The sequence below is a fragment of the Nocardia sp. NPDC059228 genome, from assembly GCF_042754245.1.
Classification (GTDB): Bacteria; Actinomycetota; Actinomycetes; order Mycobacteriales; family Mycobacteriaceae; genus Nocardia.
Genome location: NZ_JBHZAL010000055.1, coordinates 13,229 through 31,068, shown reverse-complemented (window position 1 = coordinate 31,068; position 17,840 = coordinate 13,229). Strand labels below are relative to the sequence as shown.

Sequence of the window (17,840 nt, the reverse complement as noted above, 5' to 3'; positions counted from 1 at the left end):
CAGTCTCATGAGAAGGTGGGGATTCGCATGTAATTCATTTTTAAATTCGGATAAACAATTCAAGCCCCGCAAATTCATTTCCGAATTCGCGGGGCTGAATTTCTATATTGAATTGTCTGAGGGATTTCTATTCGGATGTCTCGATATAAAATCCGAGGTAATCCAACGTCGTGTCCATGAATTTGTGACCGAGCACTTTGCATTTGTACGCGATATCGAGAACGTTTCTATCTCCGAATTCGAAATACGCGACCGTTGCATATGCCTCGCGCAAATCGGAGGGAATCAACGGATTTCCATCGACGTCTTTGAATGCCTTTTTCGAGGCGAGTCCGATTTCTTTATTGTACTTGGCGGAGAACGCTTTGTTGTCGATATTCTGGGGTACTTCGGTCCGCAGCTTCTCGATTGCCGCGAGGATGAGATCCCGGTCCCCCAGGACCGGGATGGCGTAGGCCGCCGCGGTGCGCTCGTCGTCGCGGGTCTTGACCTGGCCGCTGAAGATGAGCTGGTGGCGGTTGTCCGGGTCGGGGGTGAAGTGGCCTCGGAGAGCCACCTCGACCGGCCGGCGGCCCGTCAGGGCGCACAGTGCCGCGATGGCTTTCGGGTTGGACCAGCGCATGAGCATCACGTCTCCGAGCAACAGCAAGGCCGTCTCGACATATTCGTCCGGGTCCAGCGGCCGGACGTTGTGGTGCTTGACTTCGCGGGCTTCGGCCTGGTGTGCCTGGTATTCCTTGACGCGGGTGGGCGAGTATTTCAGGTACTGCAACACTGGCGATTCTTCGCCGAATTTCTCGGCGATGGCTTGGCGGTAGGCGATGACCAGGTTACGGTTCGTCCAGACCGAGAATTTATGACCGTCTGATTTCTTCCGGTTGTAAATCCAGGACAGTTCCGCCAAGGCCACCATGTGCAGCCTTTCCGGGGGCATGTCCGCGACCTTCTCAACGAATTCGGCGATGCGCTGTTCTTCCGCTTTCGACAGCTGAGCCATGTCGATCCTCCCTGGTCTCTCCGGCAACTTCCCCAAGTATAGCCGTAAAGGTGGGGAACTGTGTAATTGAAATGCCATTTTCGGAGAAATTCGAGGGTGAAGTTTTCTGGTGTTCCAGTAGTTCCGCCTGTCTGCCTGGTTCAGGGGTAATGAGTGGGTGTGTTGCTGTATCGAGGGCGTGGCGGGCAGCGCGCGAATAGGCAAGTGCGGGTGTGACTTTCGGCGGAATTGGGGCTGGTCGGCGCTGCGGTGCTGCGGGCCTCAGTTTCGTGTGCAAAACCGGAAGGTGGGCTGGTCAGCGGGGGTCGGCGGACATGGTGAAGGCCGGGAGCGAATTCGCTTCCCGGCCTTCGTGATCGGATTATCGGCTATCGAGAGTTCCTCAATCTTGTTCGGGTGCGGGCTATTCGGTGTCCTCGCTGCTGGTCATCGCCACTCACCGGGGACCCAGTGCACGGCCGTGCGCCCATTGCCGCGGGCCAGGCAGGCGGGGCAGAGCGGTGTGTCCGGGGTGGGGTCGGGTCGGTCCGGGTCGCCTTCGAGGGACTGGCCGCACAGGGCGCGGGGGATGCGCCAGCGCAGCACGCCCGCCGTCAGGTGCTCCCACCAGCCGACGATGTGGAGATAGCCCTCATCGGGGTTTCGACCGTCTGCGGCCGATTCAGCGGGCTTTGCGGCGGTCCTGGTGTCACTCATCGTCGAGATCTTCCGGGGCGTCCTGGAGCTGGACGAATTCCTTGGCCGAGTGCAGATGCATGGTGCGGGTGAGCATCCGGCCGTCCTCGGTGACCGCGATCCACCAGGCTTGCCCGGTCAGGTCGAGGTTGAGGTACCGGCGGGTGGCGGCGTGTTTGTACTGGTAGACCGTCCGGCCGTTGTCGAGCCGGACGGTGCCCACGTACATGAGGTCACCCAGCAGCTCGGGCGCGTGGCGTTCGGCGGCGGTGAACATGCCGGCGGTGAGTTCGTCGGCGAGTTCGTTGCTCATCTGGGCGCCGCCTCGACTCGGAGGGTGATTTTGGCCTGGGGGGAGTTGCGCTGGACGTGGCGCAGGTGGGTATTGAACCAGCCTTCGACGTCCAGCAGGTCGCCGCGGGCGGTCCATTTGCCGCAGCGGCATTCGCCGTTGATGGGGTTTTCGCTTTCGGTGGCGAGTTCGAGGCATTCGCCGTCGCCGGTTTCGGCGCAGTGCTCGCACTTGGGGTGGTCGTCGCACCACATGAGCAGCGAGTGGGCTCTGGCGATGAGGGCCGGATCGGTTTCGATGCTGGTCATTTGGGTGTTCTCCGATCGGGAAGAGGTGTGGTGCACGGCGCTATCGCCGCAATTGCAGGTGCTCATCGGGCGGCACCGCCGGCGGTCTCGGGGAAGCGCTGGGCCACGAATGCGGCCAGCCCGCCGGGGTAGGTGTCGCCCAGGGCGTCGAGGATCTCGGTGTCGTCGAGTTGGGCCTCATCGTCGAGGACTTCCAGCACGGCGAGGTTGTCCTGTTCGGCTTCGGTTTGGAGCCAGCCCCGTGCGGCGGCCACGATGCGCGCGTCGCGGATCTCCTCGGCGCATTCGTCCAGGAATGCCGACAGCCCGCCTTGGTCGCTCCAGCGTCTGCTGATGTTGTCGATGACGGCCTCGGCGCTGAGGCGGTCCACGGCGTCGGGAGTCAGCTCGTCGGGGGCCAGGTCGACCGATACTGAACGCTCGTCGGCGTACAGCCACAGCCAGCTGCGGGCCGCTCTCACCACGATGTCGTCGGCTGCTGCGGCGGCTTGGTGGTGAGCTTCGCGCTGGACCTGGCGCATGTGCAGGTTCATCGGTGCACTTCACTTCGGGTTTCGATGTGGTTGCGGATGGCGCGCAGGTCGTCGCGGATGTCTTCCATGACCGTGAGCAGGTCGGCCTGGACGCCGTCGCGGGAGTCGGCGGCGGTGCGCAGGGCCAGCAGGTCCGCGCTGATGTCGTCCAGGACGGTTCCCTGTGCTGTGGACCGGCGGGTCAGGCGCTGCCACCAGGACGCGCGTGTCGAGGTGATTGTTCCGTGAGATCTGTTGTTGCTCATGATGTTTCCCCCCATGGGTTGGGTTCGCGTCGCCATGCACCCATGCTACGCCCAAAACTTCATTTGCGTGATAAGATCTTTGTTACTGAAACCAGTAGAACTACATGAGAGGAGGTGTTCTGGTGATTCTGGTTTTCGTTGGGAAGAGCAGTGGCAAGACGACCAATGCCGTGAACGTGTCCACGGCGCTGGCGCAGCGGCCGGTGTCCAAGCGCGTGAAGCGGCTGCGCCGGGTGCGGTTGGTGAACGCTGACCCGCAGGGTTCGACCGCGGAATGGGCCGCCCAGCGCGGCGGGCTGCCGCTGGTGGATGTCGTCGACCACGTCGCGCCCACGATTCACAAGGACTTGCCCGAGCTGTTGAACGGGTTCGACGACCTGGTGATCGATGCGCCGGCGGGGACGGGTCGGCCGATGCCGATTCCGGATGGCCGGATTCAGATCACACGCAGCGCGATCCTGGCGGCGCTGGCCGAGGACAACGGGGTGGTGGTCGTGCCGATGACCCCGAGCCCGTGGGACCTGTGGGCCGGGGATGACCTGATCGAGGTCATCGAGGAAGCCTGGATGTTCGACGGTGCGGCGCCGCGTGCTCGCTCGCGCACGGTGCTGTTGCTGAACCGGGTGAGCCCGCGGGCTGCCTCGGGTGATCCGAAGCGGACTCCGCTGATCGTGCGGGCCGCGCGCTCGCGGCTGGCCGAAGCGCCGCTGCCGCTGCTGCACACCGTGATCCATGACCGCCAGGACTATGTCCAGGCCCCCGTGCATGGGTTCGGGGTGACCGAGTACGCGCCGCGTAGCTCGGCCGCGAACGAGGTCCGTGCTTTGACCGAAGAACTACTGACTCTGGCAGGAGAGAACCGATGATGGCCGCAGCGGCCCGCAAAGACCTTGAGGTCCCGTCCTCGCGCCGTGGCGCGAAGGGCAAGGATTCCGCCGATGCCTGGGCTATGGCGACCGCGCCCGCCGAGGCCGAGGAAGTCAAGGAGCCGGTCAAGAAGCTGAGCTTGGAGGTTCCCGCATCGGTGCACCGCGCCACCAAGGCCGGGGCCGCGATGCGGGGCAACACGATGATCAGCGAGGTCATCGAGATGTGCGCCGCGCGCAACGGGATGCGGCCGTGGCCGGCGGACGTGGTGGCCCAGGTCAAGGCCCAGATCGCGGCCGAGGAAGCCGAGGGCGGGTCCGAGCCGGAAGCGGCGGCGGTCACGCTGGCCAAGCGGACGCGCGCACCCCGGAAGCGGGTGCAGTGATGCCCGACTACATCCGAGTGCCCGCCAGCGACCCCTCAGCGGTGATGGACTGCACCGAATGCGGTGCATCCGATGCAATGCAGCGCACCGACGATTTGACCGATGGCCTGGAAAACAAGTGCGGCGAGATATGGACCTGCGGTGTGTGCGGGGCCGAGTACATCGACGAATGGTGAAGGAACACGACCCATGAGCACGACCCATGAGCCCGAGGCGGAAGCGCCACCCGATTTCGATGTCCATCGCGCCGAGCTGGCCGCCGCGCGCAGCAAGGCCGCGATGGTCCGCTATGCCGCCGCCCAGCTCGGTCCGGACGCCACTCCGCCGCAGGTGCGGGACTGGCTGGCCTCCTACGGCTTCCACGTCCCAGCCGATATCAAGCCATCCACCCTGTACGAGAACGTCCCAAAGGCGGATCCGAATGCGAAGGAGCCCGAGAGCGTGAGCCCGGAGCGCAGCGTCACCGACACCTCGGACCTTCCCAAGCTCACTCCCCAGGAACTGGCCGCCCTCGATGCCGTGATGGCCTCGGCCGCGGCACCGCCGGACCCGGTCACTCGGCCTGTCCCGATGCCGCGCAGGACTGTGGCCGTCGAGACGAACGTTCCGGAGGGGACGGTGGCTTCCGGAGTCCGGGCGGGCGGAGTCGAGTACGCGGTCCCGGTGGAACCGATCCCGGAACCGGACCGAGCCGAGCCCGAGCCTGTGTCCGGAGTCCTGGAGTCCGGAGTCCGGACCGAGCCGGGTCCGGACCGGGTTCCGGACTCGCCGGTTGCGGGGAGTCCGGAACCCGAGACGGGCCCGGACCGGAGTCCGGGTGTTGACACTGACAACACCCGGACTCCGGAGCAGGGTCCGGACTTGTCCGAAAACCGCTTCCGGGTTCTTCCGGACTTCGGGGCGGGCTCGGGTCCGGAATCCGGGCTTGCCGAGTCCGGACTCGGGCGGGAGTTCCGGACAGAGTCCGGAATGGGTCCGGACCGGAGTCCGGAGTCCGGACTTTCCGGGTCCGGGCATCCGGACTCGGTTCCGGGGTTCCCGGAGTGGATTCCGGACCCGGGTCCGGAGTCCGGAGTCTGGAGTCCGGAACCGCGGATGGAGTCCGGACCGGAGCAGCAGTCCAGGCATCGCGAACCGCCGGCGGGTGAGTGGCTGTTCTACCTCGCGGCGGTGGTGCCGATGATCACCAGCCTGGACACCTCGTGGAATCTGTTCCATCGGCTCGGGGTCGAGAACGTGGCCGAACGGGTCGCGATGTTCGCCGGTCTGGAACTCGGGTTCATCGCGTGCGCGGTCCACATGGGCCTGACCATCCGCAAGCGCCACCAGGAGCCGAGCCCCTTCGTGCGGCTGGTGCTGTGGGCGCTGTGCGGGATCTCGGTCTACGGCGCCGTTGTCGGGACCGGGCTGGAACTGGGCCTGGCGCGGGTGATGTTCGGCCCCGCCATCAGCATGATGATGCTGCACCTGGCGCTCATGGCCGAACGGCGTGCCAACGGGGCCAAGAACGGCACGTTCGCCAAGATCGGGCGCGAGCTTCGCGAGCGGTTCCTCTCACGCCTGGGCTTGGGCGATGACGAACGCGACGCCGCCCAGCGCACCCGTGACCGGGCCCTCACCCGGGCGGCGGCGCTGTCGCAGCCGGGCTGGCGTCTCTTCCGCACCCGGCGGCTTCAGCGGGCATTCCTGGCCGCAGGGGTGGCCGATGACCCGGTGCTGCGCGAACGACTGTTGGCACGCCGCAAGGTGGTCCACAGTGCCCGCGAGTTCATCGCACTCGACCAGGGCGCGGCCTGGAGCGAATAACCCGAGACCGCCGCAAAACCACGAAGGCCGGAAGCGTCCGAACCGCTTCCGGCCTTCGCGGTTTGTTCTATCAGTCCGGACTCTGCAGGCCACGGTCCGGACCCGAGTCCGGACTCCGGAACCCGGAAAGTCCGGAGTCGGCCCGGAAAGTCCGGACTCGGGAGGGTGCAAAAGGTGTGTGTGCGCAGTGGTCCGGAGGTTCGGAGTCGGTTCCGTCCGGAGTCGTTCCGGACTCTTCCGGTTCCGGAGTCCGGACTTCCGGGTTCAGGAGTCCGGACTCGATTCCGGGAGTCCGGACTCGGGTCCGGACCGATTCCGGAGTCCGGGTGTTACCAGTGTCAACATCCGGACTCGGTCTCCGGAGTCCGGACTTCCGGGTTTCCAGAGTCCGGACTCGATTCCGGAGTCCGGACTCTTCCGGGTTCCTGGATTCCGGACTTGCCGGACCCGGGTCCGGACCGTGGTTGCGGAGTCCGGACCCTGTCGCTTCGGAGGTGACAGTCCGGGGTCGGGGCGAATGGTGCAAAAGGTGTGTCCGACTTTTTTGGACCGGGTCGGCCGGGTCCGGCGGAGCGCCCACCCTCTGCCCACCCTGCCCACCCTCGGGATGGTGCAAGGGGTGTGGCCCACTCCCACCCTCGGATTCCGGCGGGGTGGGGTGGGCGGTGTCGGCCCGGATTCCGGACTACAGCCCGACCAGGGTGGACAAGGCAGCGCCGAGGGCGTCCATCGTTTCGTCGGGGGCGGTGCCGAGGAATTCGCGGAAGCGCTCGGGGTCGGCGGCCACCAGGGAGCGGCCGAGTATGTAGCCGTGGCCGGCCAGGGTGGTGGCCAGCATCGCTTTGAGCCCGGTCGGGCGTACGTCGGTCACATCACAGGTCATCGGCAGGCCGTGGGCATTGAGTTCGTCGGCGGAGACCACCAGCACGGTTTTGGTCCGGGCGAGGGCCTGATAGGTCCACAGGTCCCCGCGGTGCAACTGGATCACGCGGCGTCGCCCTGGTGGGCCTGGGCGGCGCGCTCGGCGGCGTACATGGCCTCGTGCTCGGCCTCACGCTCGGCGTAGTACGCCTCGCGCTCTTCGGGGTGCTCACGGTCCCACTTGGCCTGTGCGCGGGCTTCCTCGGACAGCATCCGGGAGCGGCAGGCCCCGGCCACCCAGTCCGACACGTTGCCCTTGGCCTTCGGGTCCTCGGCCGCGAACGACCGGACCAGCTCGGCCAGATGGTCATCGAGGGTCACAGTGATACGGGTAGTCATACTCGGCAGCGTACTCGGGCGCGACCTTGCCAGCGCTTCATTCGGGCGGGGCGTAGTCGGTGAGCAGGTGCCTATTCAGGCACGCCGAGACCACTTCCGACAGCGAATCTCCCGACAGTTCCGCCGCCCGTTCCGCCAGCGACAACGCCACCACATCCAGGCTCAGCACGACGTCCTTGGTTGCCATCCGCCCATCTTGGCCACCGATCGTGCGATCACACGCAGAGCGCGGGTAGTCGAGGTTTTCGCGGTCTCGTCCGAGCCGCGGCCAGGTGGCCGGCGTCGACCGAGGACGGGCACGGTTTCGGGTGATGACCAGCCTGATGACCAGGGTGGCGAATGGCGTGATGACCAGAGTGATGACCAATGTATCCGGCTGGTCATCGCCCTGGTCATCAGGCTGGTCATCACCTTTCTCGCGGCGCTGTTTCGGGGTCGTTCGGGGGTCGGTTTGTCGGCCCGCGTCCACAGAGTGCAAGAGGTGTGTGGAGTTCTCGCGGTCTGCGAGGGTTCGGGAGATACGACGAAGGCCGGACGTGATCGCACGTCCGGCCTTCGCGATTTGGTTCAGCAGCCCGTCTGCATCGGGTAGCAGGGCGGCGGAGTCCAGTGCGTCCGTGTCGGTGCCGAGAACGCCGGCGGTGGGGCCGCCGCCGTGCTCAATGCGGGCTGGGTGGGCTGGTTCTCGGCCGGGGTGATCGCGGGGACACGCGGATGAACGGGGATCAGCGCGCCTGCAGCGCCCACGAGGATCAGCCACAGAGCCGCGATTCCCGCCGCCAGCGCCCATTGCCCACCTTGGCGGCGTTTGGGCCTCTGTGACGCTTCTGGAGGCCCGAAAGCCACTGTCTCGGGCGCGTATTGGGCGGGCTGGGGCGTGGCGGGCTGGTACCAGCGGCCCGGTTCGGTCGTGCTGCGCGATGAACCGCTGTAGCTGCTGACGTACGGCTCGGACTCGGGTTCGGGCTCAACCTCGGGTTCGGGTTCGGTGGCCGGGTCGTCGTCGGGTTCGGTGGCCGGGCGGCGGGTGTACTGCCAGGGGTCGGGGGTCACACGTTCGGCCGCTGCGGGTACGGCGGTGGCGGCGGGCGCCTGGGGTGCTGGCGGTTCGGGTGTGGCGGGTGCCGGGGCGGGGGTCGAGGTTGTGATGGGGAATCCGGCGGCGGTCAGCTCGGCGTAGGTGACGCGCTTGTCGGGGTTGTGGTTGGCGTAGCCGAACCCCAACGCTTCGAGCACCTTCGAGACACGGGCCACGCTCCAGGCCACGTCACGGCGGGCGGCGCTGCGGTCGGCCCAGCCGCGCAGCTGGCCCAGGCCGGCGTCGAACACCATCACGTCCTGGCCGGGAGGCATCGGGATCTGGCCTTTGTCCAGGGTGATCGGTCGCCCCGGCCAGGGGACCACGAGCACCAGGGCATCGACGAACAGGCCGCGTTTTGCCTCGGTGATGCCTTCGGCGAAGTTCTTGAACCCATACATCACCCGCTCCACCTGTTCGCGGGGGTTTCCGCCCGCCTGGGTGTGTACCGGGTCGCCGACGATGCCGGGCAGGGACCAGTCCCCTTGGACCGGGCAGTACAGGCGACCGCCCAGGCGTTTGACCAGCCCTTTGACCTCCACGGCCACGGCCAGGTGCGGCAGGATCACCAGCAGGTCGGACTCGGCGCTCCCGCCGCCGGACACCGGGACTTTCGCGCCCGATACCGCGATGCCCGGGACGTTCCAGGCTTGCAGGGCCGCGATGACCTGGCGTTCGGTGTCTTGGATGCCGTCTCGTGCGGCGTTGACTACTCGCACGGTCATCGCCCCCGACCGTGCGTGATGCTGACAGAGCCGATGAACATCGGTCTCCCCCTTGTATTCGATTGTGCCGCTGTTGATTCGGCGGCCTGTGATGGCGCTTGTGCTGGTCAGGTTCCCATGCGGGAGTGACAAATCCGCCTGCACCGCAGGGAAGTTCGGGCTACTGCGGCCGGTTCGACAGCCAACGGGTGGCGACGAACCGCGGGGCGCGACAGATCGGGCGATCGGCGATGAACAGCCAGACCTCCGGGACCGGGCGGATACCGGCGGTCGTGTTCGTCATGCGGTAGGTGATGTCCAGCGCGATCATCGCGGGATCCTCCTGTGGTGCCATCGGGGTGAATCGATAAGGTCTGGAACGGAACCGGCCAGGGTCGAACTGGCCGGTTCCGTCCGTTCCGGGGTTCTACTTGCTGTAGAGCAGGTGCAGGTGGCCGTCGTCGTCGCGCCAGGTCAGGCCGTCGGTGATGGTGCGGGCCAGGCGGGCGCGGATGGTGGCGATGACGCCGGGCCGGTTGGCGGGGCGGTATCCGTCCTCGGCCGCGCCGTGGCCGCCCTGGGTCTCGATGTCGAGGGCCTCGGCCAGGGCGGTGGCCGCCGCGATCACGTCGGCGGCGTAGTCGCGCATGACGTTCAGGTCGGCGGTGGAGCCGAGGGCGACCACGTTCGCGAACAGCGTGCTCGCGGCGTCGGTGATCTGCGGGTCGATCGGGGGGAGGGTCTCGGTGCTGGTCATATCCCTACTCTACACCGCAAAACTTCATTTGCACCATATGAAGTTTTGCGGTGTCTGAAACTTCTGCGGAAAGGGAGGAAATAGCAGGTCAGGGCGGAATACGTCCGGGTCCGGATACGCGAAATCACCCGATGCCGGGGGAGCGGGAGCGTCGCCGCGTCGCCTGTCGGCGCGCCCGCTGGTGCCCCACAGGCCGGGGGAGGCACCTCATGTGATTCACCCAGCATCGGGTGATGACATTCAGGGTGGAGGGGGCCGCGCGGCGGATTTGTCCTGGAATGACAAACCGGCGGAATTCGCCGAAATCGCTGTCGGGCCCGGCTTTTCAGGTGAGGGCCGCGCCGAGGCGGGCCAGCAGGTCGGCGCGCTGGTGGGCCGCTGCGGCGGTGGCCGCACCGATGGTGGCCAGGATGTCGGCGGCGGTCTGGGCGGGCGGGTAGGCGGTGACCGATTCGGCCAGTACCAGGCCGGTCAGGGTGCCGTCCCCGGCCACCTGCGCGGTGATCGCGCCATCGGGGCTGGTCGCTGTGCCCGCGACGCGCGCCAGGCCGTCAGCGGCGAGGGTGAGGGCTTCGAGTTGGTCGCCGACCTGCGCAATGAGGGCTTCCATGTCGGCGTTCATAGCGCACGCACCCAGCCGTGGGCAGCGGTGTCGGCGGCCGGGGCGTCCAGGTGCGCGAGTTCGCCGGCCACGGCGTCGGGGTCGGGCAGGCCGAGGCGGTCCAGCAGGACCGGGGCCAGCCCTGCCGCGGCGAGGATCTCGCGGCGGCGGGCGCGGGCCAGCAGTGTCGAGCGGTGGGTCAGGCGCAGGATCTCTGCCGCCAGATGCCCTGCGCCTCGGCCGTATACGGCGTCGTCGATCCGCAGTTCGGTGATCGCGCCCTGATCGGTGGCGGTCACGGTGACCGTGCGTGTGGTGTTGCTGCTGGTGGCGGTGGCCACCTGGGCAGAGGGGGAACTCATAGGGGTTACTCGTTTTCGGTTGTGGTGGTGCGGATTTCGGTGGGGTCGGCCCCGAGTACGGCGTCGGTGGCCGACAGCGGGCCCCAGAGGGCCTCGCGGCGCTCGGGGTCGCCCCACAGCGTGGTGCGCATTCCGGGGCGTGCGCTGGTGAAGTTGCTGGGGGCCGCGATCGAGGCCCGCGGCTCGTAGTCGCCGGGGAGATAGCCCTCGGGGAATGCCTCGGTGGCGGGCGCCGCTGGCGGTTCGGGGGCGGCGGGGCTGACCGGGGGCAGGGCGGGCCCGCCCGCGAAAGGTGGCAGGCTGCCGAACAAATCGGACATAGGTGGTGTCCTCTCTGGTGCCCTGTGGCGGTGTCAGGCGGTGGTCCCCGCCTGGCCGTCACGGCGTTTGGTGGTGTTGTCGGGCTGGGGTTTGGCCTGCACCGGTGGCGGGATCACCGCCGGGGTGCCGCCGCCGCTGTTGTCGGGTACGCCCGCCTGCGGCTGGGTCTGCGGGGTCTGCGGGGCGGTACCGCCGCCGGTCGGGGTATTGGGCACGGTGGCAGCGGGTTTCGGGGTGCCGCCGCCGGTATCGGTGGCCGGGGTGGTGGGGCCTGGGTCGGCCAGGCCGGGGGTGAGGCTGCCGCCCGTGGGCGGGGTGGTGGTGCCCGGGGTCGTGGTCGCCGGAGTGGTGGTGGCCGGGGTGCCGCCCTGCTGGGTTGTGTTGGTGGCCAATGCCTTTTCGCCGTATGCCTCGGCCTTTTCGATGCCGGTGGTGATGAGGCTCGCGCCCGAGGTGATCAGGGCTGAGCCGAGGGTGACTGCGCCCGTGATCAATGCTGAGCCGATGGTGGTCCCTGCGGCGAGTGCCTGGGACTGGATTGTCATCTGGGCCGCCAACTCTGGATTGGTCTCGGCCAGCTTGCTGTTGGTGAAGTCGGTACCGCTGGTGGTGCTGCCGTTGTAGTTGCTGTTCCAGCCGTTGCCGCCGGTGTAGCTGTTGGTGCCGTACCCGTTGTTGCCGTAGGAGTTGGCGTTGCTCGGGTACTGGGTCTGTGTGTTGGCCGGGTTGGGGTAGTTGGTGTTCGCGGGCTGGCCGGTCTGGGCGCCACCGTCGCCGGTCTGCACGGGCGTGGTGATCACCGGGGAGTCGGCGGAGATGTCTTTGACCTTGGCCGTGTACTGGTCCATTTGGCCGTTGGCGGTCTTGACCACCCCGACCCCGGATCTGGTGTAGTCCGCGGCCAGGCTCACCACGGGATCCAGATCCGCTTGCGAGCGCGCCGCTTTCACCAGCGGTGTTGCCTGGGAACGGAAATCGCTGATCAGGGTGTCGAGGTCGCTGGCGGCCTTGTCGCGCACGGTGTAGGCGTCGCTCAGCAGCGGCGCGAGCTTGCCCGAGGTGTCGGCCAGCCCCGAAATCTGGTCGCCTGCCTGCTTGATCACCGGGTGCGCCGCTTTGGCGGTGTCGGTGCTGACCAACTGGCTCAGGCCGGCGCGGTGGGTGTCGTCGCTGGTGAGCACCGTGTCGGTGACCGCGCTCAGCGCCGCGAGGGCCTTGTCGTCGGGGCGGGTGCCATCGCCCAGGCTCGCGCGCAGTTTCACCAGCGGCGCGACCAGGGCCGTGACCAGCGCGGGTTCGGCCACCACCTCGGTGGTGTCCCCGTCCTGGGTTCCGGTTTGCATCGGTTGTCCCCCTTGCTGTCTCGGTGGGCCTATGCCTGGATGTCGTTGGTGCCCGGTACCGCGCCCGCGATCTGGTGCGCGCTGTCGGTGTCGACGCCGGCCAGCACGTTGCCCCAGGTGGTGATGCCTTGGCCGAACGCATCGGTGACCGCCTGAGCGTTGCCCAGCTGCCCGCCGTGGGCTTCCCATGCCGCTGCCCAGGCCGAGGCGAACCCTGCGCCGAAGATGCCCAGCCCGGACAGGTCCATGCCGGTCACGGTCTGCGCGTGGTCTTTCGCGGTGCCCAGCAGGGCCGCAGCATCACCTGCGGCTTGGACGTAGGTGGCCGCGGCCGGGTAGTCGAAGCTCACGCCGTCGGTGCTGTTGGTCATGGAATCGGCCTCTCTCAGTTCGCTTTCCGGATGGCGGTGATCAGCACCCGCCCGCCCTCGGTGCGGGTGGTGATCAGCTGGGGCCACGTCATCGGGGCCTTGTCGTCGGGGAATTGCTCGCTCAGGCTCACGTTCCACGTGTTGCCCGAGGTGTCGCTGTCGGACTTGGTGATGTGCACGCAATAGCGGGTGCCCGTGGGCACCGAGTCGATGCCGGACTGGATCGCGGGCGCGTCGGGCACGTCGGCGTCGGTGGCCACCCAGTCCCGGGCCCGCGCGCCGCTGCGATCGCTGTAGTACGCCCATTCGAAGCCGAGGATCACCCCGGGGCCGCTGCTGGGGTCGCCGGGTCCGGCCCCGACCACGTTGGTCGGGGTCTTGGTGGCGTAGCAATCGGCGGTGGCGTGCGGGTAGCCCTCGGTGGTCGCCGGGCCCGCCATGATCGGGGCGGTGGTGGTGAGCGCGGTGGGATGCGGGCTCGAATTCGCCTGGGACAGCAGCGGAGACGAGTGGTTGACGTTGAACAGCACGATCACGACCACGACCAGCGCCACGCCCGCGACCGCCAATACCGCCACCCCGCCCGAGCGGGCCCGGTAGACCTCGCGGTCGTTGTCGTCGTCGCGGCGTCGTTTGAGCCGGGCGCGCACCGCCGCGCCGCGCCCGCCGGAGCGGTCGACGAACGCCTTGCGGGCGCTGTCGGTGTAGGTGCCGGCGTTGACCGCGTCGTAGTAGTCCGACAACGACTTTTGCCCGTCCGGGCCGGGGTCGGGCTTGGGCTTGCGGGGGTCGGGCTTGCCGGGCCTGGCCAGCCACGAATCCCAGGGCAGGCCATCAGGGCGCGCGCTGCGGTGCTCGGCCTGATCAGGGACGTATCGAGGGTCCTCGCCGTAGTCGTCGGGGTCCTCGTCCTCGAATTCGTCGAATTCGCCGTCCTCGTCGTCGAATTCGCCATCGTCGTAGTCGTCGCCGTCGTCGTCGCCGTCGTCGTCGTAGTCGGCGGTGTCGTCGTAGTCGTCGGGGTAGTCCTCGCCGTCGTCGCCCTGGTCCTCGTCCTCGGCGGGCTCCAGAGGCTCGGCCGGGGCACGTTTCGACACGGGCATCGGCAGGGTCGGCAAGGTCGACAGGGCAAGCGGGCGGGATGAGCGGGGCGTGGGCGGGACCTCGGCTGTCTCGGTGGTCAGCTCGGGCCCGAAATCGGGATCGGCGTTCATGGTTGGCCCCCGATGCGCCGCGGCTTGTTCTTGGCGGCGCGGGCGGCGCGGGCCTTGCTCAGTTCGATGGCCTGCCCGGTGTCGGGCACTCGGGTGCGGCCCACGGTCATGCCGGGGATTTCCCGCACGTAGTGGGCGGTGGCCTCGCACACTTCCGCCGCCAGCTCGGCCGAGGTCAGGGGCGATTTGAACCGCGTGAACCCCTCGGACCCCTCGGCCAACAGGGTTCCGACACCGCGATAGGGATGGCGCAGGATGGCGCGCGGGTCCTTGTCGGGATAGTCGAGGATTTCATCGCCGAGTGCGGCCATGGCCTGGGCGCGTGAGCGCACCGGGAACGACAGCGCGGTGGTGGCCACGTCGCGGATGGCGGTGGGGATGGCGTCCCCGGTGCCTTTCTGGGTCATGAAGAACGTGCCCATGCCCGCCGCGCGGCCCATCTTGACCAGGTCGGTGCTCTTCTCGACGTTGTCGGTCACGATCTTGCCCAGGTTGCTCGACGCCGGGGCGGTGGTGGCCAGGTAGACCTGGCACTCGTCGAGAGTGGTCACCAGATACGGGATTTCGATGCTGGGCCCGTGGTCCCAGAACTCGTCCACGCCCCACCAGTCGTACATGGAATCGAGGCGGCGGTACATCTCGTTGACCAGCCCGGTCAGCAACTCGTTGACCTCGTAGGGGTCCGAGCCGACCAGGTGGGCATAGCGCGGGGCCAGCACCCGGTAGTCACCGCGCAAAGCGCGGGTGGTCTTGCCGTTCGCGCCCGCGAACTGCACCTTCGGCGAGGGCGCGAGTTTGACCACGATGTTGCGCGCGAACATCGTCTTGCCGAAGCCGCTGGCGCCCATCACGGTCACGCCCGCACCCTGGGCCAGCGGCAGATACTCGGGCTGGCCGCGCTCACCATGGCCAAGCTCCAGACGGCTCAGATCCAGCGGGACCGGCGGCCGGCCCTGTTCCACGGTGCGGGTGAGCGGGTCGGTGTGCACGGTGCGCAACTCGACGAACCCAGGGCCCCACTGGTCTTCGTCGTCGAGGGAGCGGGCCCACACCTGCCGCATGCGCCATTCGTCGGCCAAATACCCTGCGGCGTCGGTGAAATGCTTGCGCCCGACCCCGCGCACGGTGCGCACGACCATGGTCACGCCGTAGGAGTCCACGCTCATGTGCATGATCCGCGGCACCCGGATCACCGGGTCGGGGGCCCGGGTTTCGCCGTTCCAGTACTTCTGCACCAGGTTCGGGTTGCGGTCCTCGTGGACCAGGCCCAGCGAGAACGCCACCTGTGGCCAGGTGCGGCGGAACCGGGCAGCGCGGGCGACATTGGCGCGCACCGCAGCCTCATCAGCTACCCGGCCAGCGAGAACGTCCCCCATGTCCACCACCTTCGAAGCACCACCCCCGACCGGGTGACCTTGATTCGTGAACTTGGACGTTACTGCCGCGCAAACGATTCCGGCATCACGCGGGCCGGGAGTGGCACTCCCGGTCCGTCCGGAGGTTCAGGGCCGCGGCGTGAGGTCGGGTGCGATACCGAGCCGCCACGCCAATCCGCGCAGGTTGCGGCCTCCGGCGTCGCGGCGGGCGGCGCGCAGCACATCGGCCACGGCCTCACGGGTGAACACGTCGGCGTGGACTCGTTGCGGCGCCAGGGATTCCGCGCGCATGAGCACCGCAACGCCCTGTTCGCGGCGGCGGTGGTCGGTCAGCATCGCGCGCCCGACTTCCATGTAGAACTCGGCCTGGCGGCTCGGGCTCGGGATCGCGGCCACGTTCACCGTGCGGGCCTGCTCGGCGACTTTCGCGCCGTCGCCCAGCTCCAGGCCGATGCTCGCGGCCCAGATGCCGACGTTCGGCGTGCCGAACCACATGCGCCCGAACGTGCCGGCCTCGGTGTCCAGGCGCGCGGCGATGGAGCGGGCTTCGTCCAGATGCGTTGTGGTGGCGTCGCGGTCGCCCTGCACCGCCGACGCAAGCGCCGCGGACAGGTGCAGCATCCCGTATGCCTGGATCACCTCGGGGTCGTCGAGGTGCGGGGTGAGTTCATCGGCGCAGCGCATGGCACGCCGGTACTGCTCCGGGCGGGACAGTCCGCCGGTGGCGTCTCCGCGCAGCCAGGTGGTGAATCCCTTCCAGGCCGGGGATTCGAGCATGTCGGCGCACTGCTGGGCCGCCCGCGCCGCCAACAAGGGCAGGCCACGCCCGCCCAGGCGTTTGGTGGTCCAGGTGGCCGAGGCGTAGCAGGTGATCATGCCCAGCAGCACCTCACGGCGCAGCTGCGGTGTGCGCACGTAGGCCGCGTGCAGCTCTCCGAGTAGGCCGGGCATGAGTGCGGCCTGGGCGGCGTAGTCGGCGCTGCCCTGGGACAGTTCGCCCAGACGGGCGAGGTCGGCGGCCACCGCCGGCCATTCCCGAACAGGAAGGCCCGGGTCCTCGCCGAGTTCGTAGGCGTCCAGGGCGTTTTCGACTTCCACCAGGCCCGCGTGCGCGGCCTCGGTGGCATCGGGCGGGTCGGCGTGCCAGGGGGCGGGGGAGAACTCACTCGGCGCGACCCGCAACGCGCGGGCGAGGGCTTCGAGGGTGCGGCGATTGCTCAGCGGCACGTCCCCGCGTTCGAGTTTGCCGAGGTAGCCGAAGCTGATTCCGGCCAAACCGGCGGTGACTTCCAGGCTTTGGCCACGCCAGGCCCGGATCTCGCGCAAGCGGCGGCCCGTGTCGTTGGGCTCGATGTCGAAATTGGTGCTCATGTGCTCCAGTGCTCCCGTCCGGTGCGACGCGGTGATGATCGGGTGGCCTGTTCCTGTCACGGTACCTGCCCTGACGTCGGCATTTCCCCCAGTTCATTACTACTTCAAAACTTCATTTGCTTCAAATGAAGTTTTGCCTTATGGTTGAAGGACCACCGAGGGAGAGGAACCCCGAATGGCCATCGAAATCCCCGCCGACGCCACTCCTGCCCAGATCGACACCGCCCGCGGCTGGCTCATCGCCTGCGCCGACATGACCGCCCCCGATGCCGAGGCGGCCGAGGAAGCGGGCCAGTGGCTCAAGTCCTTGGCCGATGAGGCGATCCTGCGCAAGACGCTGCGGCTGTGGTCCGAGGGCTGGGCGCACTTCTGCGCGTACTTCGCCGACGACATCGCCGCCGCCGAGGCCGCGCTGGGCGCGTGAATTTCCCCAGTTCGACCAGCTCCGCCCGGACACCCGGACTGAAATCGAAACAACCCGCGAGAGAGGAATTCTTATGACCGACAACGAGATCGGCGACCCGATTTCGGAGCTGCAGAAGCTCCGCTACGCCGAGCTGATGAAGCTCAGCAAGGCCGAGCTGGTGGCTATGCGCCGGCGCGGCATCACCGACCCGCAGGGCCGCACCGTGATCTCGCATTCCGTCAGCACCGCATGGGCGAAGGATCAGCTGGTCAGCGACATTTTGCACATCGAATTCCCGCCCCCGGGATGGAACGAATCCACCTTCTGATCCCCACAGCGCCAGCGCCGAGGCTGAACTCGGCGCGTGAACTTCCCCAGTTCGATCAGCTCCGCTGGCAGACACCCGGGTTCGAGTCCCGGGGGAGCGCGAAGGGTCCGGCTCGTCACCGGGCGGCAGGGTGACCCCCTGTCGCGTGCCTGGTCCGCCTCGGCGGATGGGGCCGCCCTGCCGAACTTCCCAACCCGGCCAGCCACCCCTGCGGCCCGGCCGACCTGTGACCTACCGCCC

The 17,840-nt window shown here is 67.9% G+C and carries 26 protein-coding genes; 6 read left to right on the top strand and 20 right to left on the bottom strand.

The annotated features are described in order from the left end of the window. Positions 1-127 precede the first annotated feature (127 nt). The 6 genes from ACFXKA_RS40220 to ACFXKA_RS40195 all read right to left on the bottom strand — a co-directional run bounded on the left by ACFXKA_RS40220 (position 128) and on the right by ACFXKA_RS40195 (position 3,050). Positions 128-997: a protelomerase family protein gene (locus tag ACFXKA_RS40220; protein WP_379431475.1), complete on the bottom strand. Its 870-nt coding sequence runs from the start codon at positions 995-997 to the stop codon at positions 128-130. A gap of 426 nt (positions 998-1,423) precedes the next feature. Beyond that, positions 1,424-1,693, bottom strand: coding sequence for a hypothetical protein (locus ACFXKA_RS40215; RefSeq protein ID WP_379431474.1), 270 nt, complete (start codon positions 1,691-1,693; stop codon positions 1,424-1,426). Continuing rightward, entirely contained in the window at positions 1,686-1,985 is a 300-nt protein-coding gene (locus ACFXKA_RS40210; RefSeq protein WP_379431473.1) for a hypothetical protein, read from the bottom strand. The genes ACFXKA_RS40215 and ACFXKA_RS40210 overlap by 8 nt, the downstream gene beginning before the upstream one ends. Continuing rightward, positions 1,982-2,272, bottom strand: a complete 291-nt coding sequence (locus tag ACFXKA_RS40205) for a hypothetical protein (RefSeq protein ID WP_379431472.1) — start codon at positions 2,270-2,272, stop codon at positions 1,982-1,984. The genes ACFXKA_RS40210 and ACFXKA_RS40205 overlap by 4 nt, the downstream gene beginning before the upstream one ends. A 62-nt stretch (positions 2,273-2,334) precedes the next feature. Then, on the bottom strand, positions 2,335-2,805 hold the full coding sequence (locus ACFXKA_RS40200; RefSeq protein ID WP_379431471.1) for a hypothetical protein: 471 nt from the start codon (positions 2,803-2,805) through the stop codon (positions 2,335-2,337). Then, complete coding sequence (locus ACFXKA_RS40195) at positions 2,802-3,050, bottom strand: hypothetical protein (RefSeq protein ID WP_379431470.1); 249 nt, start codon at positions 3,048-3,050, stop codon at positions 2,802-2,804. The genes ACFXKA_RS40200 and ACFXKA_RS40195 overlap by 4 nt, the downstream gene beginning before the upstream one ends. Positions 3,051-3,172: 122 nt before the next feature. Between ACFXKA_RS40195 and ACFXKA_RS40190 the strand changes: the two genes are divergently transcribed. The 4 genes from ACFXKA_RS40190 to ACFXKA_RS40175 are packed head-to-tail and all read left to right on the top strand — an operon-like array spanning position 3,173 to position 6,108. Continuing rightward, positions 3,173-3,916 carry a hypothetical protein gene (locus tag ACFXKA_RS40190; protein WP_379431469.1) on the top strand — a complete coding sequence of 248 codons (744 nt, stop codon included), beginning with the start codon at positions 3,173-3,175 and terminating at the stop codon, positions 3,914-3,916. Beyond that, positions 3,913-4,302: a hypothetical protein gene (locus ACFXKA_RS40185; protein WP_379431468.1), complete on the top strand. Its 390-nt coding sequence runs from the start codon at positions 3,913-3,915 to the stop codon at positions 4,300-4,302. Before ACFXKA_RS40190 ends, ACFXKA_RS40185 begins: the two co-directional genes overlap by 4 nt. After that, positions 4,302-4,478 carry a hypothetical protein gene (locus ACFXKA_RS40180; RefSeq protein WP_379431467.1) on the top strand — a complete coding sequence of 59 codons (177 nt, stop codon included), beginning with the start codon at positions 4,302-4,304 and terminating at the stop codon, positions 4,476-4,478. Before ACFXKA_RS40185 ends, ACFXKA_RS40180 begins: the two co-directional genes overlap by 1 nt. Positions 4,479-4,491: 13 nt before the next feature. Continuing rightward, positions 4,492-6,108: a hypothetical protein gene (locus ACFXKA_RS40175; protein ID WP_379431466.1), complete on the top strand. Its 1,617-nt coding sequence runs from the start codon at positions 4,492-4,494 to the stop codon at positions 6,106-6,108. Between the two features lie 685 nt (positions 6,109-6,793). On the opposite strand, the gene ACFXKA_RS40170 is transcribed toward ACFXKA_RS40175, so the two are convergent. The 14 genes from ACFXKA_RS40170 to ACFXKA_RS40105 all read right to left on the bottom strand — a co-directional run bounded on the left by ACFXKA_RS40170 (position 6,794) and on the right by ACFXKA_RS40105 (position 16,866). Further along, entirely contained in the window at positions 6,794-7,096 is a 303-nt protein-coding gene (locus tag ACFXKA_RS40170) for a type II toxin-antitoxin system PemK/MazF family toxin (RefSeq protein ID WP_379431465.1), read from the bottom strand. Next, positions 7,093-7,368, bottom strand: a complete 276-nt coding sequence (locus tag ACFXKA_RS40165) for a hypothetical protein (RefSeq protein ID WP_379431464.1) — start codon at positions 7,366-7,368, stop codon at positions 7,093-7,095. The genes ACFXKA_RS40170 and ACFXKA_RS40165 overlap by 4 nt, the downstream gene beginning before the upstream one ends. 37 nt (positions 7,369-7,405) lie before the next feature. Then, positions 7,406-7,837 carry a hypothetical protein gene (locus ACFXKA_RS40160; RefSeq protein WP_379431463.1) on the bottom strand — a complete coding sequence of 144 codons (432 nt, stop codon included), beginning with the start codon at positions 7,835-7,837 and terminating at the stop codon, positions 7,406-7,408. A 98-nt stretch (positions 7,838-7,935) separates the two neighbouring features. Further along, positions 7,936-9,171, bottom strand: a complete 1,236-nt coding sequence (locus tag ACFXKA_RS40155) for a hypothetical protein (RefSeq protein ID WP_379431462.1) — start codon at positions 9,169-9,171, stop codon at positions 7,936-7,938. Positions 9,172-9,331: 160 nt separating this feature from the next. Further along, positions 9,332-9,481 (bottom strand): hypothetical protein, encoded by a 150-nt coding sequence (locus tag ACFXKA_RS40150; protein ID WP_379431461.1) that lies wholly within the window; start codon positions 9,479-9,481, stop codon positions 9,332-9,334. Positions 9,482-9,577: 96 nt separating this feature from the next. Next, a complete protein-coding gene (locus ACFXKA_RS40145) occupies positions 9,578-9,907 on the bottom strand; it encodes a hypothetical protein (RefSeq protein ID WP_379431460.1) in 330 nt (109 codons plus the stop codon). Between the two features lie 325 nt (positions 9,908-10,232). Then, positions 10,233-10,517, bottom strand: coding sequence for a YbaB/EbfC family DNA-binding protein (locus ACFXKA_RS40140; RefSeq protein WP_379431459.1), 285 nt, complete (start codon positions 10,515-10,517; stop codon positions 10,233-10,235). 8 nt (positions 10,518-10,525) lie between these two features. After that, on the bottom strand, positions 10,526-10,870 hold the full coding sequence (locus ACFXKA_RS40135; protein ID WP_379431458.1) for a hypothetical protein: 345 nt from the start codon (positions 10,868-10,870) through the stop codon (positions 10,526-10,528). A 5-nt stretch (positions 10,871-10,875) separates the two neighbouring features. Beyond that, on the bottom strand, positions 10,876-11,190 hold the full coding sequence (locus ACFXKA_RS40130) for a hypothetical protein (RefSeq protein ID WP_379431457.1): 315 nt from the start codon (positions 11,188-11,190) through the stop codon (positions 10,876-10,878). Between the two features lie 33 nt (positions 11,191-11,223). Continuing rightward, on the bottom strand, positions 11,224-12,534 hold the full coding sequence (locus tag ACFXKA_RS40125) for a hypothetical protein (protein ID WP_379431456.1): 1,311 nt from the start codon (positions 12,532-12,534) through the stop codon (positions 11,224-11,226). A 29-nt stretch (positions 12,535-12,563) separates the two neighbouring features. Then, positions 12,564-12,905, bottom strand: coding sequence for a hypothetical protein (locus ACFXKA_RS40120; RefSeq protein WP_379431455.1), 342 nt, complete (start codon positions 12,903-12,905; stop codon positions 12,564-12,566). Between the two features lie 14 nt (positions 12,906-12,919). After that, a complete protein-coding gene (locus ACFXKA_RS40115) occupies positions 12,920-14,119 on the bottom strand; it encodes a hypothetical protein (RefSeq protein ID WP_379431454.1) in 1,200 nt (399 codons plus the stop codon). Then, positions 14,116-15,495, bottom strand: a complete 1,380-nt coding sequence (locus ACFXKA_RS40110) for an FtsK/SpoIIIE domain-containing protein (protein ID WP_379431453.1) — start codon at positions 15,493-15,495, stop codon at positions 14,116-14,118. Before ACFXKA_RS40110 ends, ACFXKA_RS40115 begins: the two co-directional genes overlap by 4 nt. A 126-nt stretch (positions 15,496-15,621) precedes the next feature. Then, positions 15,622-16,866, bottom strand: a complete 1,245-nt coding sequence (locus ACFXKA_RS40105; protein WP_379431452.1) for a helix-turn-helix domain-containing protein — start codon at positions 16,864-16,866, stop codon at positions 15,622-15,624. A gap of 175 nt (positions 16,867-17,041) precedes the next feature. Between ACFXKA_RS40105 and ACFXKA_RS40100 the strand changes: the two genes are divergently transcribed. Then, positions 17,042-17,290: a hypothetical protein gene (locus ACFXKA_RS40100; RefSeq protein ID WP_379431451.1), complete on the top strand. Its 249-nt coding sequence runs from the start codon at positions 17,042-17,044 to the stop codon at positions 17,288-17,290. A 73-nt stretch (positions 17,291-17,363) separates the two neighbouring features. After that, complete coding sequence (locus ACFXKA_RS40095) at positions 17,364-17,600, top strand: hypothetical protein (RefSeq protein WP_379431450.1); 237 nt, start codon at positions 17,364-17,366, stop codon at positions 17,598-17,600. Positions 17,601-17,840 lie beyond the last annotated feature (240 nt).

Coding starts and splice junctions, on each gene's coding strand:
- ACFXKA_RS40105 (WP_379431452.1), bottom strand. CDS start 16,866: ATGAGCACCAATTTCGACATCGAGCCCAACGACACGGGCCGCCGCTTG.
- ACFXKA_RS40130 (WP_379431457.1), bottom strand. CDS start 11,190: ATGTCCGATTTGTTCGGCAGCCTGCCACCTTTCGCGGGCGGGCCCGCC.
- ACFXKA_RS40180 (WP_379431467.1), top strand. CDS start 4,302: ATGCCCGACTACATCCGAGTGCCCGCCAGCGACCCCTCAGCGGTGATG.
- ACFXKA_RS40120 (WP_379431455.1), bottom strand. CDS start 12,905: ATGACCAACAGCACCGACGGCGTGAGCTTCGACTACCCGGCCGCGGCC.
- ACFXKA_RS40200 (WP_379431471.1), bottom strand. CDS start 2,805: ATGAACCTGCACATGCGCCAGGTCCAGCGCGAAGCTCACCACCAAGCC.
- ACFXKA_RS40155 (WP_379431462.1), bottom strand. CDS start 9,171: ATGACCGTGCGAGTAGTCAACGCCGCACGAGACGGCATCCAAGACACC.
- ACFXKA_RS40150 (WP_379431461.1), bottom strand. CDS start 9,481: ATGATCGCGCTGGACATCACCTACCGCATGACGAACACGACCGCCGGT.
- ACFXKA_RS40135 (WP_379431458.1), bottom strand. CDS start 10,870: ATGAGTTCCCCCTCTGCCCAGGTGGCCACCGCCACCAGCAGCAACACC.
- ACFXKA_RS40175 (WP_379431466.1), top strand. CDS start 4,492: ATGAGCACGACCCATGAGCCCGAGGCGGAAGCGCCACCCGATTTCGAT.
- ACFXKA_RS40125 (WP_379431456.1), bottom strand. CDS start 12,534: ATGCAAACCGGAACCCAGGACGGGGACACCACCGAGGTGGTGGCCGAA.
- ACFXKA_RS40100 (WP_379431451.1), top strand. CDS start 17,042: ATGGCCATCGAAATCCCCGCCGACGCCACTCCTGCCCAGATCGACACC.
- ACFXKA_RS40145 (WP_379431460.1), bottom strand. CDS start 9,907: ATGACCAGCACCGAGACCCTCCCCCCGATCGACCCGCAGATCACCGAC.
- ACFXKA_RS40140 (WP_379431459.1), bottom strand. CDS start 10,517: ATGGAAGCCCTCATTGCGCAGGTCGGCGACCAACTCGAAGCCCTCACC.
- ACFXKA_RS40215 (WP_379431474.1), bottom strand. CDS start 1,693: ATGAGTGACACCAGGACCGCCGCAAAGCCCGCTGAATCGGCCGCAGAC.
- ACFXKA_RS40185 (WP_379431468.1), top strand. CDS start 3,913: ATGATGGCCGCAGCGGCCCGCAAAGACCTTGAGGTCCCGTCCTCGCGC.
- ACFXKA_RS40115 (WP_379431454.1), bottom strand. CDS start 14,119: ATGAACGCCGATCCCGATTTCGGGCCCGAGCTGACCACCGAGACAGCC.
- ACFXKA_RS40165 (WP_379431464.1), bottom strand. CDS start 7,368: ATGACTACCCGTATCACTGTGACCCTCGATGACCATCTGGCCGAGCTG.
- ACFXKA_RS40095 (WP_379431450.1), top strand. CDS start 17,364: ATGACCGACAACGAGATCGGCGACCCGATTTCGGAGCTGCAGAAGCTC.
- ACFXKA_RS40110 (WP_379431453.1), bottom strand. CDS start 15,495: ATGGGGGACGTTCTCGCTGGCCGGGTAGCTGATGAGGCTGCGGTGCGC.
- ACFXKA_RS40205 (WP_379431472.1), bottom strand. CDS start 2,272: ATGACCAGCATCGAAACCGATCCGGCCCTCATCGCCAGAGCCCACTCG.
- ACFXKA_RS40210 (WP_379431473.1), bottom strand. CDS start 1,985: ATGAGCAACGAACTCGCCGACGAACTCACCGCCGGCATGTTCACCGCC.
- ACFXKA_RS40195 (WP_379431470.1), bottom strand. CDS start 3,050: ATGAGCAACAACAGATCTCACGGAACAATCACCTCGACACGCGCGTCC.
- ACFXKA_RS40220 (WP_379431475.1), bottom strand. CDS start 997: ATGGCTCAGCTGTCGAAAGCGGAAGAACAGCGCATCGCCGAATTCGTT.